This is a genomic window from Thiorhodococcus minor (assembly GCF_010820565.1).
In the GTDB taxonomy this organism is placed as follows: Bacteria; Pseudomonadota; Gammaproteobacteria; order Chromatiales; family Chromatiaceae; genus Thiorhodococcus; species Thiorhodococcus minor.
In genome coordinates this window covers 1-15,787 of record NZ_JAAIJQ010000030.1, presented here as the reverse complement: position 1 = coordinate 15,787, position 15,787 = coordinate 1, and the positions used below count along the sequence as shown (strand labels likewise).

Below are 15,787 nucleotides of genomic sequence, written 5' to 3'. Positions count from 1 at the left end.
GGAATGCGAGTGTACTGCATCCCCTGTTGCCGCAGAAACCTGGCTCAGTGCAGCACGCGGGCCGCGCCGCCGCGTTAAAACCAAGCTGCATGCTCCGATATTTGTCAATGCGCCACCTTGTCGTGACGACATAGACTGCTTGGGAAATCAAACCTCAATCGTCAGGCTTTCCCGGTCGTGCCTTCGCTCGATCACGACTGGACATTGGGTTAGCCGTTTCCGTGTCTATTCGGAGCTCACATGACAACAGCAACGCAATCGATGGGGCGTGTCGCCTTCTTTCCCATCTCATTCTTTGCCATGGTGATGGGGATGTCCGGGCTCACGATCGGCTGGGAGAAGGCTCAGGCCATCTTGCAGCTCGATCTCGGCATCAGTCCCTGGCTGGTGGGGGTCACCTCCACGCTCTTCGTGGTGCTGGCGACCCTCTATGGCACCAAATTGCTTCTCTATCGGGAATTCGTGCTCAAGGAGATCCGGCACCCGGTCAAGCTCAACTTCTTCCCAACCATCTCCATCAGCCTCCTGCTGCTGGCCATCGCCTTTCTCGGGCTGATGCCTCAGGTCAGTCGCCTGCTATGGATATCCGGCGCGCTGCTGCACCTGGCCTTCACGCTCTACGTCGTCAGCGTGTGGATCCACCACGAGCATTTTCAGATCCACCACATGAACCCGGCGTGGTTCATTCCGGCGGTCGGCAATGTGCTGGTCCCGGTTGCCGGCGTGCCCCTGGGCTATCCCGAGATCTCCTGGTTCTTCTTCAGCGTGGGCATGCTCTTCTGGCTCATTCTGATGACCATCATCTTCTACCGCGTGCTCTTTCATCACCCGATCGAAGCGCGCCTGATGCCGACGCTGTTCATCCTGATCGCCCCTCCGGCGGTCGGCTTCATTGCCTACATGCGCCTCACGGGTGAGCTGGATACCCTGGCGCGCGTGCTCTATTTCAGTGCCTTCTTCCTGACGCTGCTGCTCTTCACGCAAGCGGGGCGGTTCTTGAAGCTGAAGTTCTTCCTTTCCTGGTGGGCCTATTCCTTTCCGTTGGCCGCCTTCAGCATCGCCAGCATGCTGATGTTCGAGCACACAGGCTCGGTGTTCTACGGCTATGTCGGCGTCGGCATGCTGACCATGCTGACCGGAATCGTGCTGCTGCTGCTGACGGCGACCGGCATGGCCGTGCGCAAGCACAACATCTGTCTTCCCGATCATTGAGGCGCGAGGAGCTGTAGAGATGTCACAAGAACCGACGGAAACCAAGACTCCGGCCGCTCCTGCGCCGCGCTCACGCTCGGTCATGGCGGTCGCCTATCTCGCGACCATGTTTGCGGCGGGCCTCGGACTCGTCTATGTGGTCGAGGGTGGTCGCCCCAGCGCGGCCGCGGATGCTCAGGCAGCGTCCGCGCCTGCGGGCGAGCCGATGAAGCCGGCCCAGCCGCAAGCGGACTTGACCGAGGTCGCGGCTGCGAGTGGCGAGCAGATCGCCGCGCTCGAGGACAAGACCCAAGGCCTGGTGGCCGAGCTCTCGAGCGTCCAGGCCAGCATCCAATCCCTGGAGGCGTCGCTGGCCTCCATCAAGGAGGACCAGGTCGCCATGCTGGAGGTCGAGCGCAATCGCATCGCGTCTGAGCTGCAGGCGCTGGCGAGCCGTCAGGACGAGCAAGCCGCGGAAGTCGACGGGGGCGCCGAGGGGCTGCCCGATGCCTATTTGGAGGGCGCGCTCGCCGCGCTGGGAGCGGTATCGACGCCGGACGGACTCAGTGTGACGATGGCCGAATCACAGCTGCGGTTTCCTCCTGGCAAGGCCGAGCCGGATGCTGCGGCGGCATCTGCCGCCCTCGCCGGGATCGCCAGGGTGCTCAAGGATCAGCCCGGACTGCGGGTCGTGCTGCGCGGGCATACCGACAGCTCGGGTGACGCCGAGATGAATCGGGCGCTCTCCCAGCGGCGCGCGCTCGCCGTGCGCGACGCCTTCATCGCGCTCGGCATCCATGGGGGGCGGATCCGGGCCGAAGGGCTCGGGGAGGCTCAGCCGGTCGCCGACAACGAGACGCCCGAGGGACGAAGCCGCAACCGTCGCGTCGAGGTCCTTCTGCTCGAGGTCAGAGGCAGCGCCGAGGGCTGAGTCCAGGAGGCGCCGCCAGCGACCAGCCTCCAGTCGTCTTGCCGCGCTATTCGCTTCCCCGCGGGCTCACCGACTGGCTGAGCCCGGGCAAGTGCCATCGGCCGGTCCGCTGCCAGCCCTTGCGCCCAGCATCCGTCAGCGGCGCGGCCGCTCTCAACCGTGAATCAGCGCCCGCCTGCCGAGCGGAATTGCGTGGGAGGCTGCCTAGCCTCCCCGGAATTCGTGCCCTTTCCTTATGAATCAGGCCGCTACTGTGTTTTAATTCGCTGTTTAGGGCAGCAAGCGAAAACGAGATGGCTCTCGAGACCCACCGTCGCCGCGTCGAGGTCGAGCGCAACACGCTCGAGACTCAGATTCGGATCGCGCTCGACCTCGATGGCGTCGGGCGCTCCAGCTTCCAAACGGGCGTTCCCTTCCTCGAGCACATGCTCGACCAGGTGGCGCGTCACGGTCTGATCGACCTGGAGATCCACGCCCAGGGTGATCTGCACATCGATGCCCACCACACGGTGGAGGACATCGGCATCACCTTGGGTCAGGCGTTGAGCAAGGCGCTTGGCGACAAGCGCGGCATTCGTCGCTACGGCCATGCCTATGTCCCGCTCGACGAGGCCCTGTCGCGGGTCGTGGTCGACCTGTCTGGGCGTCCTGGCCTGGTCTACGGGGTCGACTATACCCGGGCGCAGATCGGTGCCTTCGATGTCGATCTCTTCCAGGAATTCTTCCAGGGCCTGGTCAACCACGCGGCCATGACGCTCCATATCGACAATCTGCGTGGCACCAATGCCCACCATCAGGCCGAGACCATCTTCAAGGCCTTCGGCCGGGCCCTGCGCATGGCGGTCGAGCCGGATCAGCGCATGTCCGGGATCACGCCTTCCACCAAGGGCGCCCTCTAGGCCGAAGCCCGCGCTGCTCTTCGCCCATTCACCGACGACCCGAGAGAGTACTGACAGGTGCTATTGATTCCTGCTATCGATCTGAAGGACGGCCGCTGCGTGCGACTGCGCCAGGGGCGCATGGATGACGAGACCGTCTTCTCCGACGATCCGGTCGACATGGCCGGCCGCTGGGTGCGCGCGGGCGCGCGCCGACTCCACTTGGTCGACCTCAACGGGGCCTTCGCCGGAGAGCCGGTGAATGGCGATGCCATTCGCGGCATCGCGGCGGCCTATCCGGACCTGCCGATCCAGGTCGGCGGCGGGATTCGCGACGAAGCGACCATCGCGGCCTACCTCGATGCGGGCGTCAGCTTCTGCATCATCGGTACCCAGGCGGTCAAGGAGCCCGAGCTCGTCGGGCGGGCCTGCAAGTCGTTTCCGGGCCACATCATGGTCGGGCTCGACGCCAAGGACGGCCAGGTCGCCATCAAGGGCTGGGCGGAGATCACGCCCTATCGCGTCGATGAGCTGGCGAAGCGTTTCGAGGGGTACGGGGTCTCGGCGATCGTCTACACGGACATCGGCCGCGACGGCATGCTCAGCGGCCCCAATGTCGAAGCGACCGCGGCGCTCGCATCCGCCATCGCGACTCCGGTCATCGCCTCGGGCGGCATCACCGGCATCGACGACATCCGCGCGCTTGCCGAGGTTGCGGACTGCGGCATCTCCGGCGCCATCACGGGGCGCGCCATCTACGAGGGCACGCTCGATTTCGCCGCCGGTCAGCAGCTCGCCGACAGCCGACTTCAGGCCGGCTGAGCTCGCACCCGCCCCACTGATTCGACACTGGTATCCCGATATGAGCGACGCATGGCTCGACGCCATCAAATGGGACGCGGATGGGCTGGTGCCCGCAATCGCGCAGGAAAAGGACACGGGCGTCATCCTGATGATGGCCTGGATGAATCGCGAGGCCCTGGGGCTGACGCGCGAGACGGGGCATGCGGTCTATTGGTCGCGGTCCCGGGGAAAGCTCTGGCACAAGGGCGAGGAGTCCGGGCATCAGCAGGTGGTTCATGCGCTGCGGATCGACTGTGATGCCGACGTGGTTCTCATGGAGGTCGAGCAGAAGGGAGGTATCGCCTGTCACACCGGGCGCCACAACTGCTTCTACCGCGAGCTGGATGCCAAAGGACACTGGGTCGAGGTCGCCCCGGTCCTGAAGGATCCGGGCGCGATCTACGGGAAAGGCTGAGGTTCTCTCATGAGCGATACACTCGAGCGGCTCGCTGAGGTCTTGGAGGCGCGCAAGCGCGCGGACCCGGATAGCTCCTATGTCGCCAAGCTCTATGCCAAGGGCCTTGATGCCATTCTCAAGAAGATCGGCGAGGAAGCGACCGAGACCGTGATGGCGGCCAAAGACGGTGCGCCGGACAAGATCGTCTACGAGGTGGCCGATCTCTGGTTCCATTCGATGGTGCTCTTGGCCCACCAAGGTCTCGGGCCGGAGCGCGTGCTTGCGGAGCTCGAGCGGCGATTCGGACTCTCCGGTCTCGAGGAGAAGGCGCGTCGAGGGAGTCAGTAGGTGACGGCGCTCACCGTCCTTGCAGGTCGTGCCCCCTTCGGCGTCCCCTCGGGGCTCGACCCCGTCCCTACTGAGATTGGGGGCAATAGGGTATTATTACCTAGTTTTGGTGGCGCCTGGATGCTGAGGCCGAGGGAGGAGATGGGCAGGGCGATGCGTTCTCAGTCCTCGAGCGCAGCCTACCTCGGCCGGACTGGATCAGCCGGCGGCGCGCGCTGCAGGCAATGACGACCTGCGTTGAGAGTGGCTCGCGGCGTGCGCCGGGCGGTGAGCTGGAATTGATCGAAACACCCATGATGAGCGGCTCTGAGCATGTCTTCCACTAAGATGCAGTCTGACGACCCGGGAGCCGAGCAGCCCTTCATTTCGCATCTGATCGAGCTGCGCGATCGGCTGATTCGCATGCTGATCGCGATCGGCATCGTCGTCCTGGTGCTCTTTCCCTTCGCAAACGGCCTCTACACCTATATTGCAGCCCCGCTCTTGGCGCACCTGCCGGAGGGGAGCACCATGATCGCCACCCAGGTGGCATCGCCCTTCCTGACGCCCTTCAAGCTCGCCCTGATTGCGGCGATCTTCATCGCCATGCCGTTTCTGCTGTATCAGCTCTGGGCCTTCGTTGCGCCTGGGCTTTACCAGCACGAGAAGCGGCTGGCCGTGCCCTTGCTCCTCGCGAGCATCCTCCTCTTCTATCTCGGCATGGCCTTCGCGTATTACGTCGTCTTCCCGCTCGTCTTCGCCTTTCTGACGGGCACGACGCCAGAAGGCGTCGAGATGATGACGGACATCTCGGCCTACCTGGACTTCGTGCTGACCCTCTTCTTTGCCTTCGGCGTCGCCTTTCAGATCCCGATCGCCACCATTCTCCTGGTGCTCATCGGGGCCACTTCGCCGGCGGCGCTGGCCAGGAAGCGCCCCTATGTGATCGTCGGGGTCTTCGTCGTCGGCATGTTCCTCACGCCGCCGGATGTCATTTCGCAAACCCTGCTTGCGCTGCCCATGTGGCTGCTGTTCGAGATTGGCATCCTGCTGTCCAAGCTGCTCTTGCGTCAGCGTCGCCCGGATGTCGGCGACACGATGGCGGCTGTCGCCCCAGCGCCGTCCGAAGCGCAGGGCGGGGCTGGTGCTGAGGCTGGCGATTCCGACAGGTGGCGGCCGATGACCGACGAGGAAATGGAGGCCGAGCTGGACTTGATGGACGAGGAAGATGCTCGCGAGTCGCGGGCGACTCCGTCGCAAGACGCCGCCCCGGCGATCGACCCTGTCGAGGACAAGATCGTGCGCGCGAACAAGCTACGTGACCTCGGCAATGATTTCGCGGCACGTCAATTGCTTTACGAGGTCCTGGAGGAGGGGAGCGACGACCAAAGGCGCGTCGCCAGAAATATCCTTGGGCAGTTGGACGACTGACGATTGTGAGCCGCTTGGCAAACCCTGAGGAATGTTGTCATCTTCTTGTCTCGATGGGGGAGATATTGTCTCCATCAATGACTATTATGTGTGACTCGTGATTGGCTCGATGGTGTAGGACAAGAAGACCGTGGGCTCAGGATCCCAAATCCACTATAAGCAAAACCGTCTGAAGCAGCTGCGGGCCTTCTGCCATGCCGCCAGGACAGGTAGTGTGAGCGCGGCGGCGGAGAAGATCTTTCTCAGTCAGCCGACGGTCTCGCTGCAGATTCAGGCGTTGGAGCGGGAGTTCGGCACCGTCTTGTTCGAGCGGCGTGGTCCCAAGATCAAGCTCACGCCCGAAGGCGATCTGCTCTTCCAGATGGCCGAGCCCCTCGTGGACGGTATGGACAAGCTCCACGAGACCTTTGCGACGCAATGCGGTCGCGTGGATCAGGGGGTTTTGAACATCGCTGCGGGCGAATCGACCATCCTCTATATCCTGCCGGACCCGGTCAGCGCCTTCGTGGAGCAGTATCCGGGCATCGAGCTCAAGCTGCACAATGTGACGGGGCGCGATGGTCTCGCCATGCTGCGGGCGGACGAGGTCGATCTGGCGGTAGGGTCGATGCTGGAGGTGCCCGATGACATCACCTATCGGCCCTTCGTGACCTATCAGCCGGCCTTGATCACACCCAAGGATCATCCGCTTGCGGACAACAAGTCGGTGACGCTGGAGGAGATCGCGCCCTATGGGCTGATTCTGCCGCCGCGGCATCTGAGCACCTGGCGTCTCGTCGACCTCGTCTTCAAGCAGCACAATCTCGGCTACCGGGTCACCATGGAGGCCGGTGGCTGGGAAGTCATCAAGAAGTATGTCGAGCTAGGGCTCGGTATCTCGATTGTGACCGACGTCTGTCTTACGGGGAAAGAGAACCTGGGTGTCATCCCGATCGGGCAGTATTTCCCGAAACGCAGCTACGGAATCGTGCAGCGTCGTGGGAAGTTTCTTTCCCCTCAAACCAAGTGCTTCATCAAGACGCTCGACCGCGTGTTCGCCGATCGGGTCGTCGAGGCGCCACCTCAGACTGTCGGCGATGCCGAATGGGAAGATGCTTACCTAGGCTAGCTTTGCCGGTAAGCATATCTGGATAGCCAGCCCCCGCGAGCGCTGAGACGTCTCGCGCAGGAGGGCTCGGCGGTACGCGAGCTTCCGCATCACGGATGTGTGAGCGTTCCTTGTCTGGGGCGCGCTCCCGTATTGCCTATGCGACAGGACTTTTTTAAATCTCAACGAATGGGCTTATCAACTGAAGATCACGACTATGGATCTCACCAAACGCATCGGTCAACGCCTGCGCGCGGCCCGGCAAGAGCAGAAGCTCAGTCTCTCTGATCTCTCCGCCCGTACCAACGCGCTCTCGAAATCCCGGATCAGCAACTACGAGCAGGGAATTCGCAGAATGGGGCTGGAAGAGGCGCAAGAGCTCGCGATGGCGCTGGGAACCGTCACGCCGACCTATCTGCTCTGCCTCGACGACAAAGATCCGCTTTCGCCGCAGGAGCGGCAGCTGGTGGACTACTTCCGGCTCACGGACGGGCGCGGCCAGCAGACGATCTTGAAGCTCGCCGTGGCGGAAACCGAGATTGGGAAGGCGGTGGATACCGCGGAGGCGGTCCAGGAGGATTGAGGCGATTTCCCTCAATTCTCATACTATCTGGCTTGTCTTGACGCCCGCCTTCTGTGTTGCGCCGACAGTCACATAGCCCAGCTATGCGCCTGTCGGCGCACTTTGAAGGCGGACCTCGATCAGGCGCCACCTGGTAGATGAATTTCCGGCAATCGCCTAAGGCGGAAGCGCGCGGTGCTCCCGCGAGTGCCGGCGTGCCCGAGCGAGGTGGAGGTGGATACGAGGGGCGCCTGCGCGGCGCCCCTCGAACGACTGTCTGCCGTTACTTGTAGGCGCCGACGCCGCAGAAGGAGCCTTCGTCGTTGGTCATGACGTAGCTCGTCTTGTCGCGGATCTCATCGCTGCCCGGATAGGGCCACTTGTAGTCGACCCAGCCCTCGCTAGATGCCTTTGCGACCTCGATCATCTCCTTGAACAGCTCGTCGCCATACTTGTTGAAGTCGAGCAGATTCTTGCCGACCAGCTCCGGCTTCATGGCGTGCGAGAGCATGACGCCGTCCATGTCCATGCAGAAGACGTAGAGGTCCTTCTCCTTGAATCCGCCGTCGTCCGCCGCAAAAGCGACGAAGGCCGTCTCGCTGCCCATCTCGTTGACCGCGGCCTGGGCCTTTTGCGACATGGCCTTGGCCTCATCGGGCGTCGCCATCTCGGACGCAACGGCCATCCCCATAGTGGCTCCCAACAGTGCCGCAAGCGCGGAGTTTACTAGCGTTCTTGTCATTCCAGGGTCCTCGTCTTGTTTCTAGTCGTGCTTGGGAGCCGAGACGATAGTACAAAAGCGGCCGCAAGATCCACAGGGGGACTCCAACTTGTCTCTCAGCCGTTCCTGTCTTTCAGACGTCCCGGCAAGATCAGCAGATGCGTGGTAGCTGCTCGCCCGCCAGCCAATCGACGATGCGGCTCCCTCCGAAGCGCGTCTCCATCTGCACGAAGCGGAGCTCATCTTCGACGACTGCTCCGATGATGGCGGCGTCCTCGCCTCTGGGATGCATGCGCATCGCCGTCAGCAAATCCTCGGCACGCTCCCCGGGGCAGATGGCGATCAGCTTGCCTTCATTGGCGACGTACAAGGGATCTAGCCCCAAGAGCTCGCAGGCGGCAGTGACCTCCGGGCGCACCGGGATGGCCTCCTCGCGGATCTGCATGCCGACACCTGATTGATGGGCGATCTCGTTCAGCGTGGTCGCGAGCCCGCCACGCGTCGGATCGCGCAGGCAATGGATCTCGGGCACCGCCGTGACCATGTCGGCCACCAGACCATGCAGGGCGGCGGAGTCCGATCGGATCTCCGTCTCGAATCCCAGATTCTCCCGCTTGGATAGGATGGCGACACCGTGATCGCCGATATGTCCGCTGACCAGGATGGCATCGCCCGGTCGGGCGAGGTCGCCGGAGATGTGAATGCCCTCAGGAACCACGCCGACTCCGGTCGTCGTGATGAAGACGCCGTCGCCCTTGCCTCGCTCGACGACCTTGGTGTCGCCGGTCACCACGGGGACACAGGCCTGATTGGCCGCGCTTGCCATGCTTGCGACGATCCGTGCGAGGTCGGCGAGCGGAAATCCCTCTTCCAGGATAAAGGCCGCGGCCAGGTAGAGCGGTCGGGCGCCCGCCATGGCGACGTCATTGAGGGTGCCGTGCACCGCCAGTGAGCCGATGTCGCCGCCCGGGAAGAACAGCGGCGAAATGACATGACCGTCGGTGCTCATCACCATGCGTCCGGGCGGTGGACTGAAGAGTGCCTGATCGTTGCCTTGGGCAAGGAGCGCATTGTCCAGGTGGCGGTGAAAGAGCTCGGCGATGAGCTGCGCCATGGCGCGCCCGCCAGAGCCATGGCTCATGTCCACCGTGCCCTGCTTGAGATCGAGTCGAACGGGAAAGCGTCGGTCTTGAGTCATGCGGTCGTCCTGGAATAAGCGCGATGGTGCCTCGCTGGCACACGCAAGCATGCTGGAAATCGGTATCGTGGCGGCGCGCAATGCGCCAAGAAGAAACTGCTCTTGAGCGGCGCGCACTGGGTCGCGCCAACGCGGCTAGACGGTCTCTGCCTGAGCTGCCGGGGCGCGATGCCGGCCATAGCTCCAATAGGCGGCACAGGCCCCCTCCGAGGAGACCATGCAGGAGCCCATGGGGTTCTCCGGCGTGCAGACGCTCCCGAAGAGCTTGCAGTCCGTCGGCTGCTTCACGCCGCGCAGGATCGCCGGGCACTCGCAGCCCTTCACCTCCTTGACCTCCCCGATCTCCACAGGGAAGCGTTGCTCGGCGTCGAGGTCTGCGTAGTCGTCCGCGAGCGCCAGGGCGCTCTCGGGAAGGAAGCCGAGGCCGCGCCATTCGAAGCGGTCGCGCGTCTGGAAGACCTCTGCCATCAGGGCCTGGGCCTTGAGGTTGCCGGCTTCGGTCACGGCCCGGGTGTACTGATTCTCGACCTCGCAGCGTCCCTCGTTCAGTTGGCGCACCAGCATCAGCGTCGCCTGCATGACGTCGAGCGGCTCGAAGCCGGCGATCACGACCGGCGTCTGAAACTCCTCGGGGACGAAGGCGTAGGGCTTGCTGCCGATGAGGGTGCTGACGTGCGATGGCCCGAGGATGCCGTCGAGCTGCACGCCGTCCGGACCCGCCGTGGCCAGGATGGTGCGCAGCGCGGAGGGGGTTAGGACGTGATTGCAGAAGACCGAGAGATTCGTCAGCCCTTCCGCCCGGGCGGCCTTGATGGCGACCGCCGTGGGTGGTGTCGTCGTCTCGAAGCCGATGGCGAAGAAGACGACCTGGCGGTCGGGCTCCTCGCGGGCGATGCGCAGCACGTCCAGGGTGGAGTAGATCATGCGGATGTCGGCGCCATCCGCCTTGGCCTTGAGCAGGCTGCGGCGGCCGCTCGCGGGAACCCGCATGAGGTCGCCATAGGTGCAGAGCGTCACCTCGTGCTCCAGCGCCATGGCGATCGCCTGGTCGATGCGCGCCATGGGCAGGACGCAGACCGGGCAGCCTGGGCCGTGGATGAAGCGCAGGTTTGGCGGCATGAGGTGCTGGACGCCATAGCGAAAGATGGCATGGGTATGACCGCCGCAGAACTCCATGAGCCGGTACTGGCGTGCCGGGTCGGCCTCCGCGGCGATGGCGCTCGCCAGTTGTCTGGCGAGCTTCTGATCGCGAAACTCGTCGACGTACTTCATGCCTCGCCTCCAGGCGTGGCGGCGTTGTGCGTCGCCTCCTCCTCCAGCAGGCCCATCTCGCGTATCAGCGCCAATGTCTTTTCGGCCTCTTCCTCGCTCAGCTTGTTCAGTGCATAGCCGACGTGGATGAGGACGTAGTCGCCCACTCGGGCATCGTTGACCAAGGCGAGCGAGACTTCCTTGCGGACTCCGCCCAGCGAGACCTGGGCGATGTCGGTGGCGGCGTCGATCTCGACGATGCGGGCGGGGATAGCGAGACACATAGTGGAACCTCGGCGGAATCATCGGGTGGGGCGTGGCCGCTCCGGGCGCACGCTCGCTAACATGCTGATTATTGCAGCGTGCTGGGTCTTGTATCCTGCCCCTCAGCCAGTGGCGCAAGCCGCTTCCGAGCTGGGGCGAGATCGAGATCGTAGGCGACACAGGGATCGATGGCCATGATCAGCAGCTCCGCGCGTCTGCGCAGCCTGGCGTCCTCGTCGTCCGGCAGCGCCGCGATGCCCATTGCGACGGGGCCTTCGGGGTGAAAGTTCCACTCGGTGGGCGCCAAGATCCGGTAGTCCAGGACGCGGTCGGCGGCGAGCCGCGCGAGGTGCACCAGGCGTCCCCGCGCTGCCTCCACCTCGGCGAGACCCAGGCCCGGCTCGGGCGAGCCAAAGCTGCTCGAAGCCGCTTGATCCGCCTCTCCCGGCTGTCTGAGCAAGCTCGCCAGCTGTGCGACTTCCAGGATCTGCGCGCTCAGGCGCGTGAGCAGGCCCTTTCCGGTTGACTTCTCGAGGGCACGGATGAGTGCGGACCCTCGACGGCGGCTGAGCGGGCCCGTCTCTCGAGCCGCGCCCTCCCAGCGTGGCTCGGCGACGAAGGCCGTTGCATCCTCGGCCGTCAAGCGCGCGGCCAAGGCGGCGTGCTCGATATCTTCGAGGGGAGTCACGGAGCAGTCCCCGAGTGCCGACTCGCCGGCTTGGATCAGGGATCTCAGCAGGCGTGCGGGCTCGGTGGCGGTCGATTCCGCCCAAGCCCGGAGGCTGTCATGGCCGACGACCTCTGCGAGCCAGGCGTCGATTGGCCGACCGAGCACCTGCTCGACGACGAGGGATTGGACGGCGCCGCAGCCCTGCAGCCAAGCGCTCGCGTCGAAGTCCGCGGTATCCCCGCCTGGCTTGAAGAGTGCTCCGGAAGGGTCGGCGAGCCCGAAGAGGGCGCGCGTCTGCGCGATCAGTCCGGCAAGTGCCTCGCGCCTGGGCGTGCCATCACAGAGCCGCGGCCAATCCAGCAGCATGCGCCAGATGTGCTCGCGCAGGGTCTCGAGTGTGAGCGTGAGCTGGCGCCTGTGGTTGGCTCCTGGGGCGGGTGCGGCAGCCAATGCCGATTCGAGCGCGCCGACGCAGGCATAGGACTGGGCCTTGGCGCAGATGGAGTAGAGCAAGGGCAGCAGGGTCGCCACCTCAGCGCTGGAGCGCCCCTTGAGCATCGATGACGCAGTGACCGGGCGCGTCGAGCGGATGGTGCACCGGACTCCGGTGGTCGATCGCTGGATCTGGATCTTGAGCCTGCCGGCTGGATCGGACATGCTGTGCGTTTGGGCTTGCGCGCGGAGTGCAAAGCCGCCAGTTTACCCGATCCCTCGCTCCTCCAACCCTGCCGATCTTGGGCCCGTCTCGGACGGGTCGCTGGCACCAGGCTCCCATCATGCTCACACCCGAACAGCTCGCCAATCTGCGTCGCGACATCCTTTTCAATGCCGAGCTTGGCGGCCGCACGCTCAGTCTGCAAAGCACCTGGGGCCTGTTCTCGCCGCGCGAGATCGACGAGGGGACGCGGCTGCTGCTCGATTACGTCGCGGTCGAGGCCGGCGACGACTGCCTGGATCTTGGCTGCGGCTATGGTCCCATCGGTCTGGCGCTCGCCGCCATGGCCCCCGAGGGGCGCATCCTGCTCGTCGACAAGGACTTCGTGGCTGTCGAGTACGCCAACCGCAATGCCAGGCGCAATGGACTGAGCAATGCTGAGGCCCAGCTCAGCAACGGCTTCGGTCAGGTCGCGCCGGATCGCATGTTCGATGTGATCGCCAGCAATGTGCCGGCGAAGGTGGGCAAGGAGCTGCTCGCCATTCTGCTGCACGACGCCTATGCGCGGCTGAAGCCTGGCGGGCGTCTCTATCTGGTGACGATCAACGGGCTGCGCCAATACATGAAGCGGAATCTCGGCGAGGTCTTCGGCAACTACGACAAGCTCAAGCAGGGCGCGCACTATACCGTGGCGCTAGCCTATCGCTGATGCTGCGCTGACCCGGCGCCTTGGAGCTGGCGCCGTCTGGATGCTCGTTCGCGTCAGGGAAATCTGTCGTGCAATCCGGCTAGCTGGCGGCCGCCGTTATCGCTCTGCCAGCATCCCCAAGAGACGGACCGCTTCCTTGCCGATGTCGCTCTCGGGATCGAGATCGCGCGCCCGCTCCAGGGCCGCTTTCGCTTGAGCGTCCTTGCCCTCCTGGAGGCTGAGGAAGCCCAGCGTCAGCCAGGGACGCTGCAGGTCGGGGGCCTTGCCAACGGCGATTCTCAGCTGCGCGATGGCGGCGCTGGTATCCCCCGTGTAGTGCAGCGCGAGTCCGAGGTCGTTGTGGGCCTCGGCGTCCTCCGGATTCAGCTCCAGGATGCGGCGGTAGACGCGCACCGCCTCCGGGAAGCGGCGCTCGACGAAGAGCGCGTCCGCTTGCTGATGCAAGAGCACCGGATTGGACTCGGTGATGCTCTCCGGAATGGCGCTGGTGCTCGGGCTGGGCACCTTGGCCCGGGGTGTGTCGCCCGCCGAGGCCGTGCTCGTCGTGGCCACAGGTGGGGCGGGGTGGCGCAGATAGTAGTCGCGCGTCAGCGCGAAGACGGTGAAACCGTAGAAGACCAGGAAGGCGACGAGGGCGATCCAATGCAGGGCGGAGAGTTTGGGCATGGTGGGCCGGGAAGAGGCGAAAGACGAGAGCGGGATGCTAGAAAGCCCGCGACCCAGTGTCAAACCGTCATGTTCGGCTGGTTCAAACGCCCAAGAAACGGCGGTCTTCACGACGATTCAGACGCTTGCGTGCCAAGAAAGGAGGTTCCGTGAGGTCTGATATTGAGTAAACTCTCCGTGGAGCTGTGCTGCCCGGTTAGCTCCGTGCCGACCGAAGCCGCATTGTTGCGGCACAGTAGCCGTTCAGAGACCCCTTGACCGCTGCCCCCCAGCGAGATGAGGATAAGCGCCCATCCGCAACCCGATGAGACCGCGCCCCTGACCGATGCACCTGAGCGACCACAGCCTCAGCCAGCTTGATGAAGCCTACGTCCTGGCCTTGGACGAGGGGCGGCTGCGTGGTCTGTCACTGCGGCTGCTGGAGGATCTGAAGGAAGCGCGCGAACGGTTGCGGCAGAATCCGACCAACAGTTCTCGCCCGCCCAGCAGCCGTGCGCCCTGGGAGCGCCCCTCGGCGGGTGACGAGCAGGCGCCGGACAAGGCGGAGGACGACGCGGCACCGCACGAGGTCGACGCGGACGCGAGCACATCCCCGGAGGATCCGCCGCGCGACGCGACCGGTGCCAAGAAGCCCAAACCCAAACGCAAAGCCGGCAAGCAACCTGGCGCGCCCGGCTTCGGGCGCACCCAGGTCCTGCGGGCGCAGGAGACGCGGCACCATCATCCCAGCGCCTGCGAGGCCTGCGCCGAGGCGCTGCCGGCCGGCGCGCCCAGTGTCGCCTATGCCGGCTTTCAGTCGGTCGATCTCGTGTGGGGCAACCCAGAGCAACCGGGCATGCACGTGCAGGTCACCGATCATCGTCTCTATGAAACGGGCTGCGCCTGCGGTCATCACAGGCGCGCACGCCCCGGCGAAGGGCTGGTCGAGGATCCGACCTTGGAACCGGTGGCTTTGAGCGAATGGCGTCTGGTCGGGCCGGGCCTGGCGACCCTGATCGTCGCCCTGCATCTGCGCTTTCGGATGTCGCGCCGACGGATGCGGGAGTTTCTCCACGACTGGCTCGGATTGACGCTGAGCGTCGGCACCCTGGATCGCACCCTGCGCGAGGCCGCCGCAGCGGCGGCACCGCTGGAAAAAGACTTGATCGAGGCGGTGGTGGCCAGCGACCTGCTGCACGCCGATGAGACCTCTTGGCCGCAAGGCGCCGAGTTGCTGTGGTTGTGGGTCTTCACCAGTGCCACCGTCACCCTGTTCGTGGTCGGCAAGCGCGGGCGCGAGGTCCTCGATCGCATCCTGCCGGGCTTCAGCGGCTGGCTGATGAGCGACGGCTGGCAGGTCTATCGCCATCTGCCCCAGCGGCTGCGCTGCTGGGCGCACCTCACGCGCAAGGCGCAGGGATTGATTGACAGCTACGATCGCGAGGCCCAAGCCTTCGGGCATCAGGTCCAAAACGCCTTCGACACGCTGATTGGCGCCATCCATGCCGCGCGTGACGGCCCGCCGGTCGATTTGCCCTCCCTCCATGCCGCGTTGCTCGACGATCTGCATGCCGCCTGCGTGCGTCTGCTCGGGCACCGCCACGCCAAGACGCGCGCCTTGGCCGTCGAACTCTGGAATGACTGGGAGGCCATCTTTCGGGTGCTGGATAATCCCCAGTGGCCGATCACCAACAACGAAGCCGAACGGGCGCTGCGCCATTGGGTGATCGCGCGACGCATCATGATGGGCACGCGCTGTGAGGCCGGATCGCGCACCTTCACCTTGCTCGCCAGCGTGATCGACACCTGTCGCAAACGCGGTCATGTGCCTTGGCCCTATCTGGCCGGTGTGATCGCTGAGCGCCGCGCCGGTCGCGCGGCCACTGCCATGGACTTAAGCCGCCCGGCAGTAAGCCGGGTGGAATCCAGGCTTGAGCTTGCCGGGATTGCGGCGTGGAAATTGTCGGTCTGGCCGTACCGCCTCGACGGCATCGGAAAGCGCGAGGACGGCCTGTGTCAGCAGGGTG

At 64.7% G+C, this 15,787-nt stretch carries 17 protein-coding genes; 11 read left to right on the top strand and 6 right to left on the bottom strand.

From position 1 onward, the window contains the following. Positions 1–240 precede the first annotated feature (240 nt). From G3446_RS11700 to G3446_RS11660, 9 genes are all read left to right on the top strand, one after another. Entirely contained in the window at positions 241–1,212 is a 972-nt protein-coding gene (locus tag G3446_RS11700) for an SLAC1 anion channel family protein (RefSeq protein ID WP_164453015.1), read from the top strand. 19 nt (positions 1,213–1,231) lie between these two features. Beyond that, a complete protein-coding gene (locus tag G3446_RS11695) occupies positions 1,232–2,122 on the top strand; it encodes an OmpA family protein (protein ID WP_164453014.1) in 891 nt (296 codons plus the stop codon). 293 nt (positions 2,123–2,415) lie between these two features. Beyond that, the gene (hisB, locus tag G3446_RS11690; protein ID WP_164453013.1) at positions 2,416–3,021 is read left to right on the top strand and encodes an imidazoleglycerol-phosphate dehydratase HisB; all 606 of its coding nucleotides are present in this window, start codon (positions 2,416–2,418) and stop codon (positions 3,019–3,021) included. 57 nt (positions 3,022–3,078) lie between these two features. Next, positions 3,079–3,822 (top strand): 1-(5-phosphoribosyl)-5-[(5-phosphoribosylamino)methylideneamino]imidazole-4-carboxamide isomerase, encoded by a 744-nt coding sequence (gene hisA / locus G3446_RS11685; protein ID WP_164453012.1) that lies wholly within the window; start codon positions 3,079–3,081, stop codon positions 3,820–3,822. Positions 3,823–3,862: 40 nt separating this feature from the next. Beyond that, positions 3,863–4,258: a phosphoribosyl-AMP cyclohydrolase gene (gene hisI / locus G3446_RS11680; protein WP_164453011.1), complete on the top strand. Its 396-nt coding sequence runs from the start codon at positions 3,863–3,865 to the stop codon at positions 4,256–4,258. 9 nt (positions 4,259–4,267) lie between these two features. Beyond that, on the top strand, positions 4,268–4,588 hold the full coding sequence (locus G3446_RS11675; protein ID WP_164453010.1) for a phosphoribosyl-ATP diphosphatase: 321 nt from the start codon (positions 4,268–4,270) through the stop codon (positions 4,586–4,588). A gap of 312 nt (positions 4,589–4,900) precedes the next feature. Then, complete coding sequence (tatC, locus tag G3446_RS11670) at positions 4,901–5,998, top strand: twin-arginine translocase subunit TatC (RefSeq protein WP_209262370.1); 1,098 nt, start codon at positions 4,901–4,903, stop codon at positions 5,996–5,998. 130 nt (positions 5,999–6,128) lie between these two features. Then, positions 6,129–7,106, top strand: coding sequence for a LysR substrate-binding domain-containing protein (locus G3446_RS11665; RefSeq protein WP_164453009.1), 978 nt, complete (start codon positions 6,129–6,131; stop codon positions 7,104–7,106). 196 nt (positions 7,107–7,302) lie between these two features. Further along, positions 7,303–7,668: a helix-turn-helix domain-containing protein gene (locus G3446_RS11660; protein ID WP_164453008.1), complete on the top strand. Its 366-nt coding sequence runs from the start codon at positions 7,303–7,305 to the stop codon at positions 7,666–7,668. A gap of 262 nt (positions 7,669–7,930) precedes the next feature. On the opposite strand, the gene G3446_RS11655 is transcribed toward G3446_RS11660, so the two are convergent. The 5 genes from G3446_RS11655 to G3446_RS11635 form a co-directional block, all read right to left on the bottom strand. Beyond that, a complete protein-coding gene (locus tag G3446_RS11655) occupies positions 7,931–8,332 on the bottom strand; it encodes a cache domain-containing protein (RefSeq protein WP_425338394.1) in 402 nt (133 codons plus the stop codon). A 187-nt stretch (positions 8,333–8,519) separates the two neighbouring features. Continuing rightward, the gene (hypE, locus tag G3446_RS11650) at positions 8,520–9,566 is read right to left on the bottom strand and encodes a hydrogenase expression/formation protein HypE (RefSeq protein WP_164453006.1); all 1,047 of its coding nucleotides are present in this window, start codon (positions 9,564–9,566) and stop codon (positions 8,520–8,522) included. Between the two features lie 135 nt (positions 9,567–9,701). Next, positions 9,702–10,838, bottom strand: coding sequence for a hydrogenase formation protein HypD (gene hypD / locus G3446_RS11645; protein ID WP_164453005.1), 1,137 nt, complete (start codon positions 10,836–10,838; stop codon positions 9,702–9,704). Continuing rightward, positions 10,835–11,101: a HypC/HybG/HupF family hydrogenase formation chaperone gene (locus tag G3446_RS11640; RefSeq protein WP_164453004.1), complete on the bottom strand. Its 267-nt coding sequence runs from the start codon at positions 11,099–11,101 to the stop codon at positions 10,835–10,837. Before G3446_RS11640 ends, hypD begins: the two co-directional genes overlap by 4 nt. Positions 11,102–11,169: 68 nt before the next feature. Beyond that, on the bottom strand, positions 11,170–12,408 hold the full coding sequence (locus tag G3446_RS11635) for a Ni,Fe-hydrogenase I large subunit (protein ID WP_164453003.1): 1,239 nt from the start codon (positions 12,406–12,408) through the stop codon (positions 11,170–11,172). A gap of 119 nt (positions 12,409–12,527) precedes the next feature. On the opposite strand from G3446_RS11635, the gene G3446_RS11630 reads away from it, so the two are divergent. Further along, the gene (locus G3446_RS11630; RefSeq protein WP_164453002.1) at positions 12,528–13,115 is read left to right on the top strand and encodes a class I SAM-dependent methyltransferase; all 588 of its coding nucleotides are present in this window, start codon (positions 12,528–12,530) and stop codon (positions 13,113–13,115) included. Between the two features lie 96 nt (positions 13,116–13,211). Here G3446_RS11630 and G3446_RS11625 read toward each other — a convergent pair whose 3' ends face one another. After that, positions 13,212–13,781: a tetratricopeptide repeat protein gene (locus tag G3446_RS11625; RefSeq protein ID WP_164453001.1), complete on the bottom strand. Its 570-nt coding sequence runs from the start codon at positions 13,779–13,781 to the stop codon at positions 13,212–13,214. 325 nt (positions 13,782–14,106) lie between these two features. Here G3446_RS11625 and tnpC point away from each other — a divergent pair. Next, on the top strand, positions 14,107–15,787 hold a 1,681-nt coding region (gene tnpC, locus G3446_RS11620; protein ID WP_209262369.1), incomplete at its 3' end, for an IS66 family transposase.

Coding starts and splice junctions, on each gene's coding strand:
- G3446_RS11700 (WP_164453015.1), top strand. CDS start 241: ATGACAACAGCAACGCAATCGATGGGGCGTGTCGCCTTCTTTCCCATC.
- G3446_RS11695 (WP_164453014.1), top strand. CDS start 1,232: ATGTCACAAGAACCGACGGAAACCAAGACTCCGGCCGCTCCTGCGCCG.
- hisB (WP_164453013.1), top strand. CDS start 2,416: ATGGCTCTCGAGACCCACCGTCGCCGCGTCGAGGTCGAGCGCAACACG.
- hisI (WP_164453011.1), top strand. CDS start 3,863: ATGAGCGACGCATGGCTCGACGCCATCAAATGGGACGCGGATGGGCTG.
- G3446_RS11675 (WP_164453010.1), top strand. CDS start 4,268: ATGAGCGATACACTCGAGCGGCTCGCTGAGGTCTTGGAGGCGCGCAAG.
- tatC (WP_209262370.1), top strand. CDS start 4,901: ATGTCTTCCACTAAGATGCAGTCTGACGACCCGGGAGCCGAGCAGCCC.
- G3446_RS11660 (WP_164453008.1), top strand. CDS start 7,303: ATGGATCTCACCAAACGCATCGGTCAACGCCTGCGCGCGGCCCGGCAA.
- G3446_RS11655 (WP_425338394.1), bottom strand. CDS start 8,332: ATGGCCGTTGCGTCCGAGATGGCGACGCCCGATGAGGCCAAGGCCATG.
- hypE (WP_164453006.1), bottom strand. CDS start 9,566: ATGACTCAAGACCGACGCTTTCCCGTTCGACTCGATCTCAAGCAGGGC.
- hypD (WP_164453005.1), bottom strand. CDS start 10,838: ATGAAGTACGTCGACGAGTTTCGCGATCAGAAGCTCGCCAGACAACTG.
- G3446_RS11640 (WP_164453004.1), bottom strand. CDS start 11,101: ATGTGTCTCGCTATCCCCGCCCGCATCGTCGAGATCGACGCCGCCACC.
- G3446_RS11635 (WP_164453003.1), bottom strand. CDS start 12,408: ATGTCCGATCCAGCCGGCAGGCTCAAGATCCAGATCCAGCGATCGACC.
- G3446_RS11630 (WP_164453002.1), top strand. CDS start 12,528: ATGCTCACACCCGAACAGCTCGCCAATCTGCGTCGCGACATCCTTTTC.
- G3446_RS11625 (WP_164453001.1), bottom strand. CDS start 13,781: ATGCCCAAACTCTCCGCCCTGCATTGGATCGCCCTCGTCGCCTTCCTG.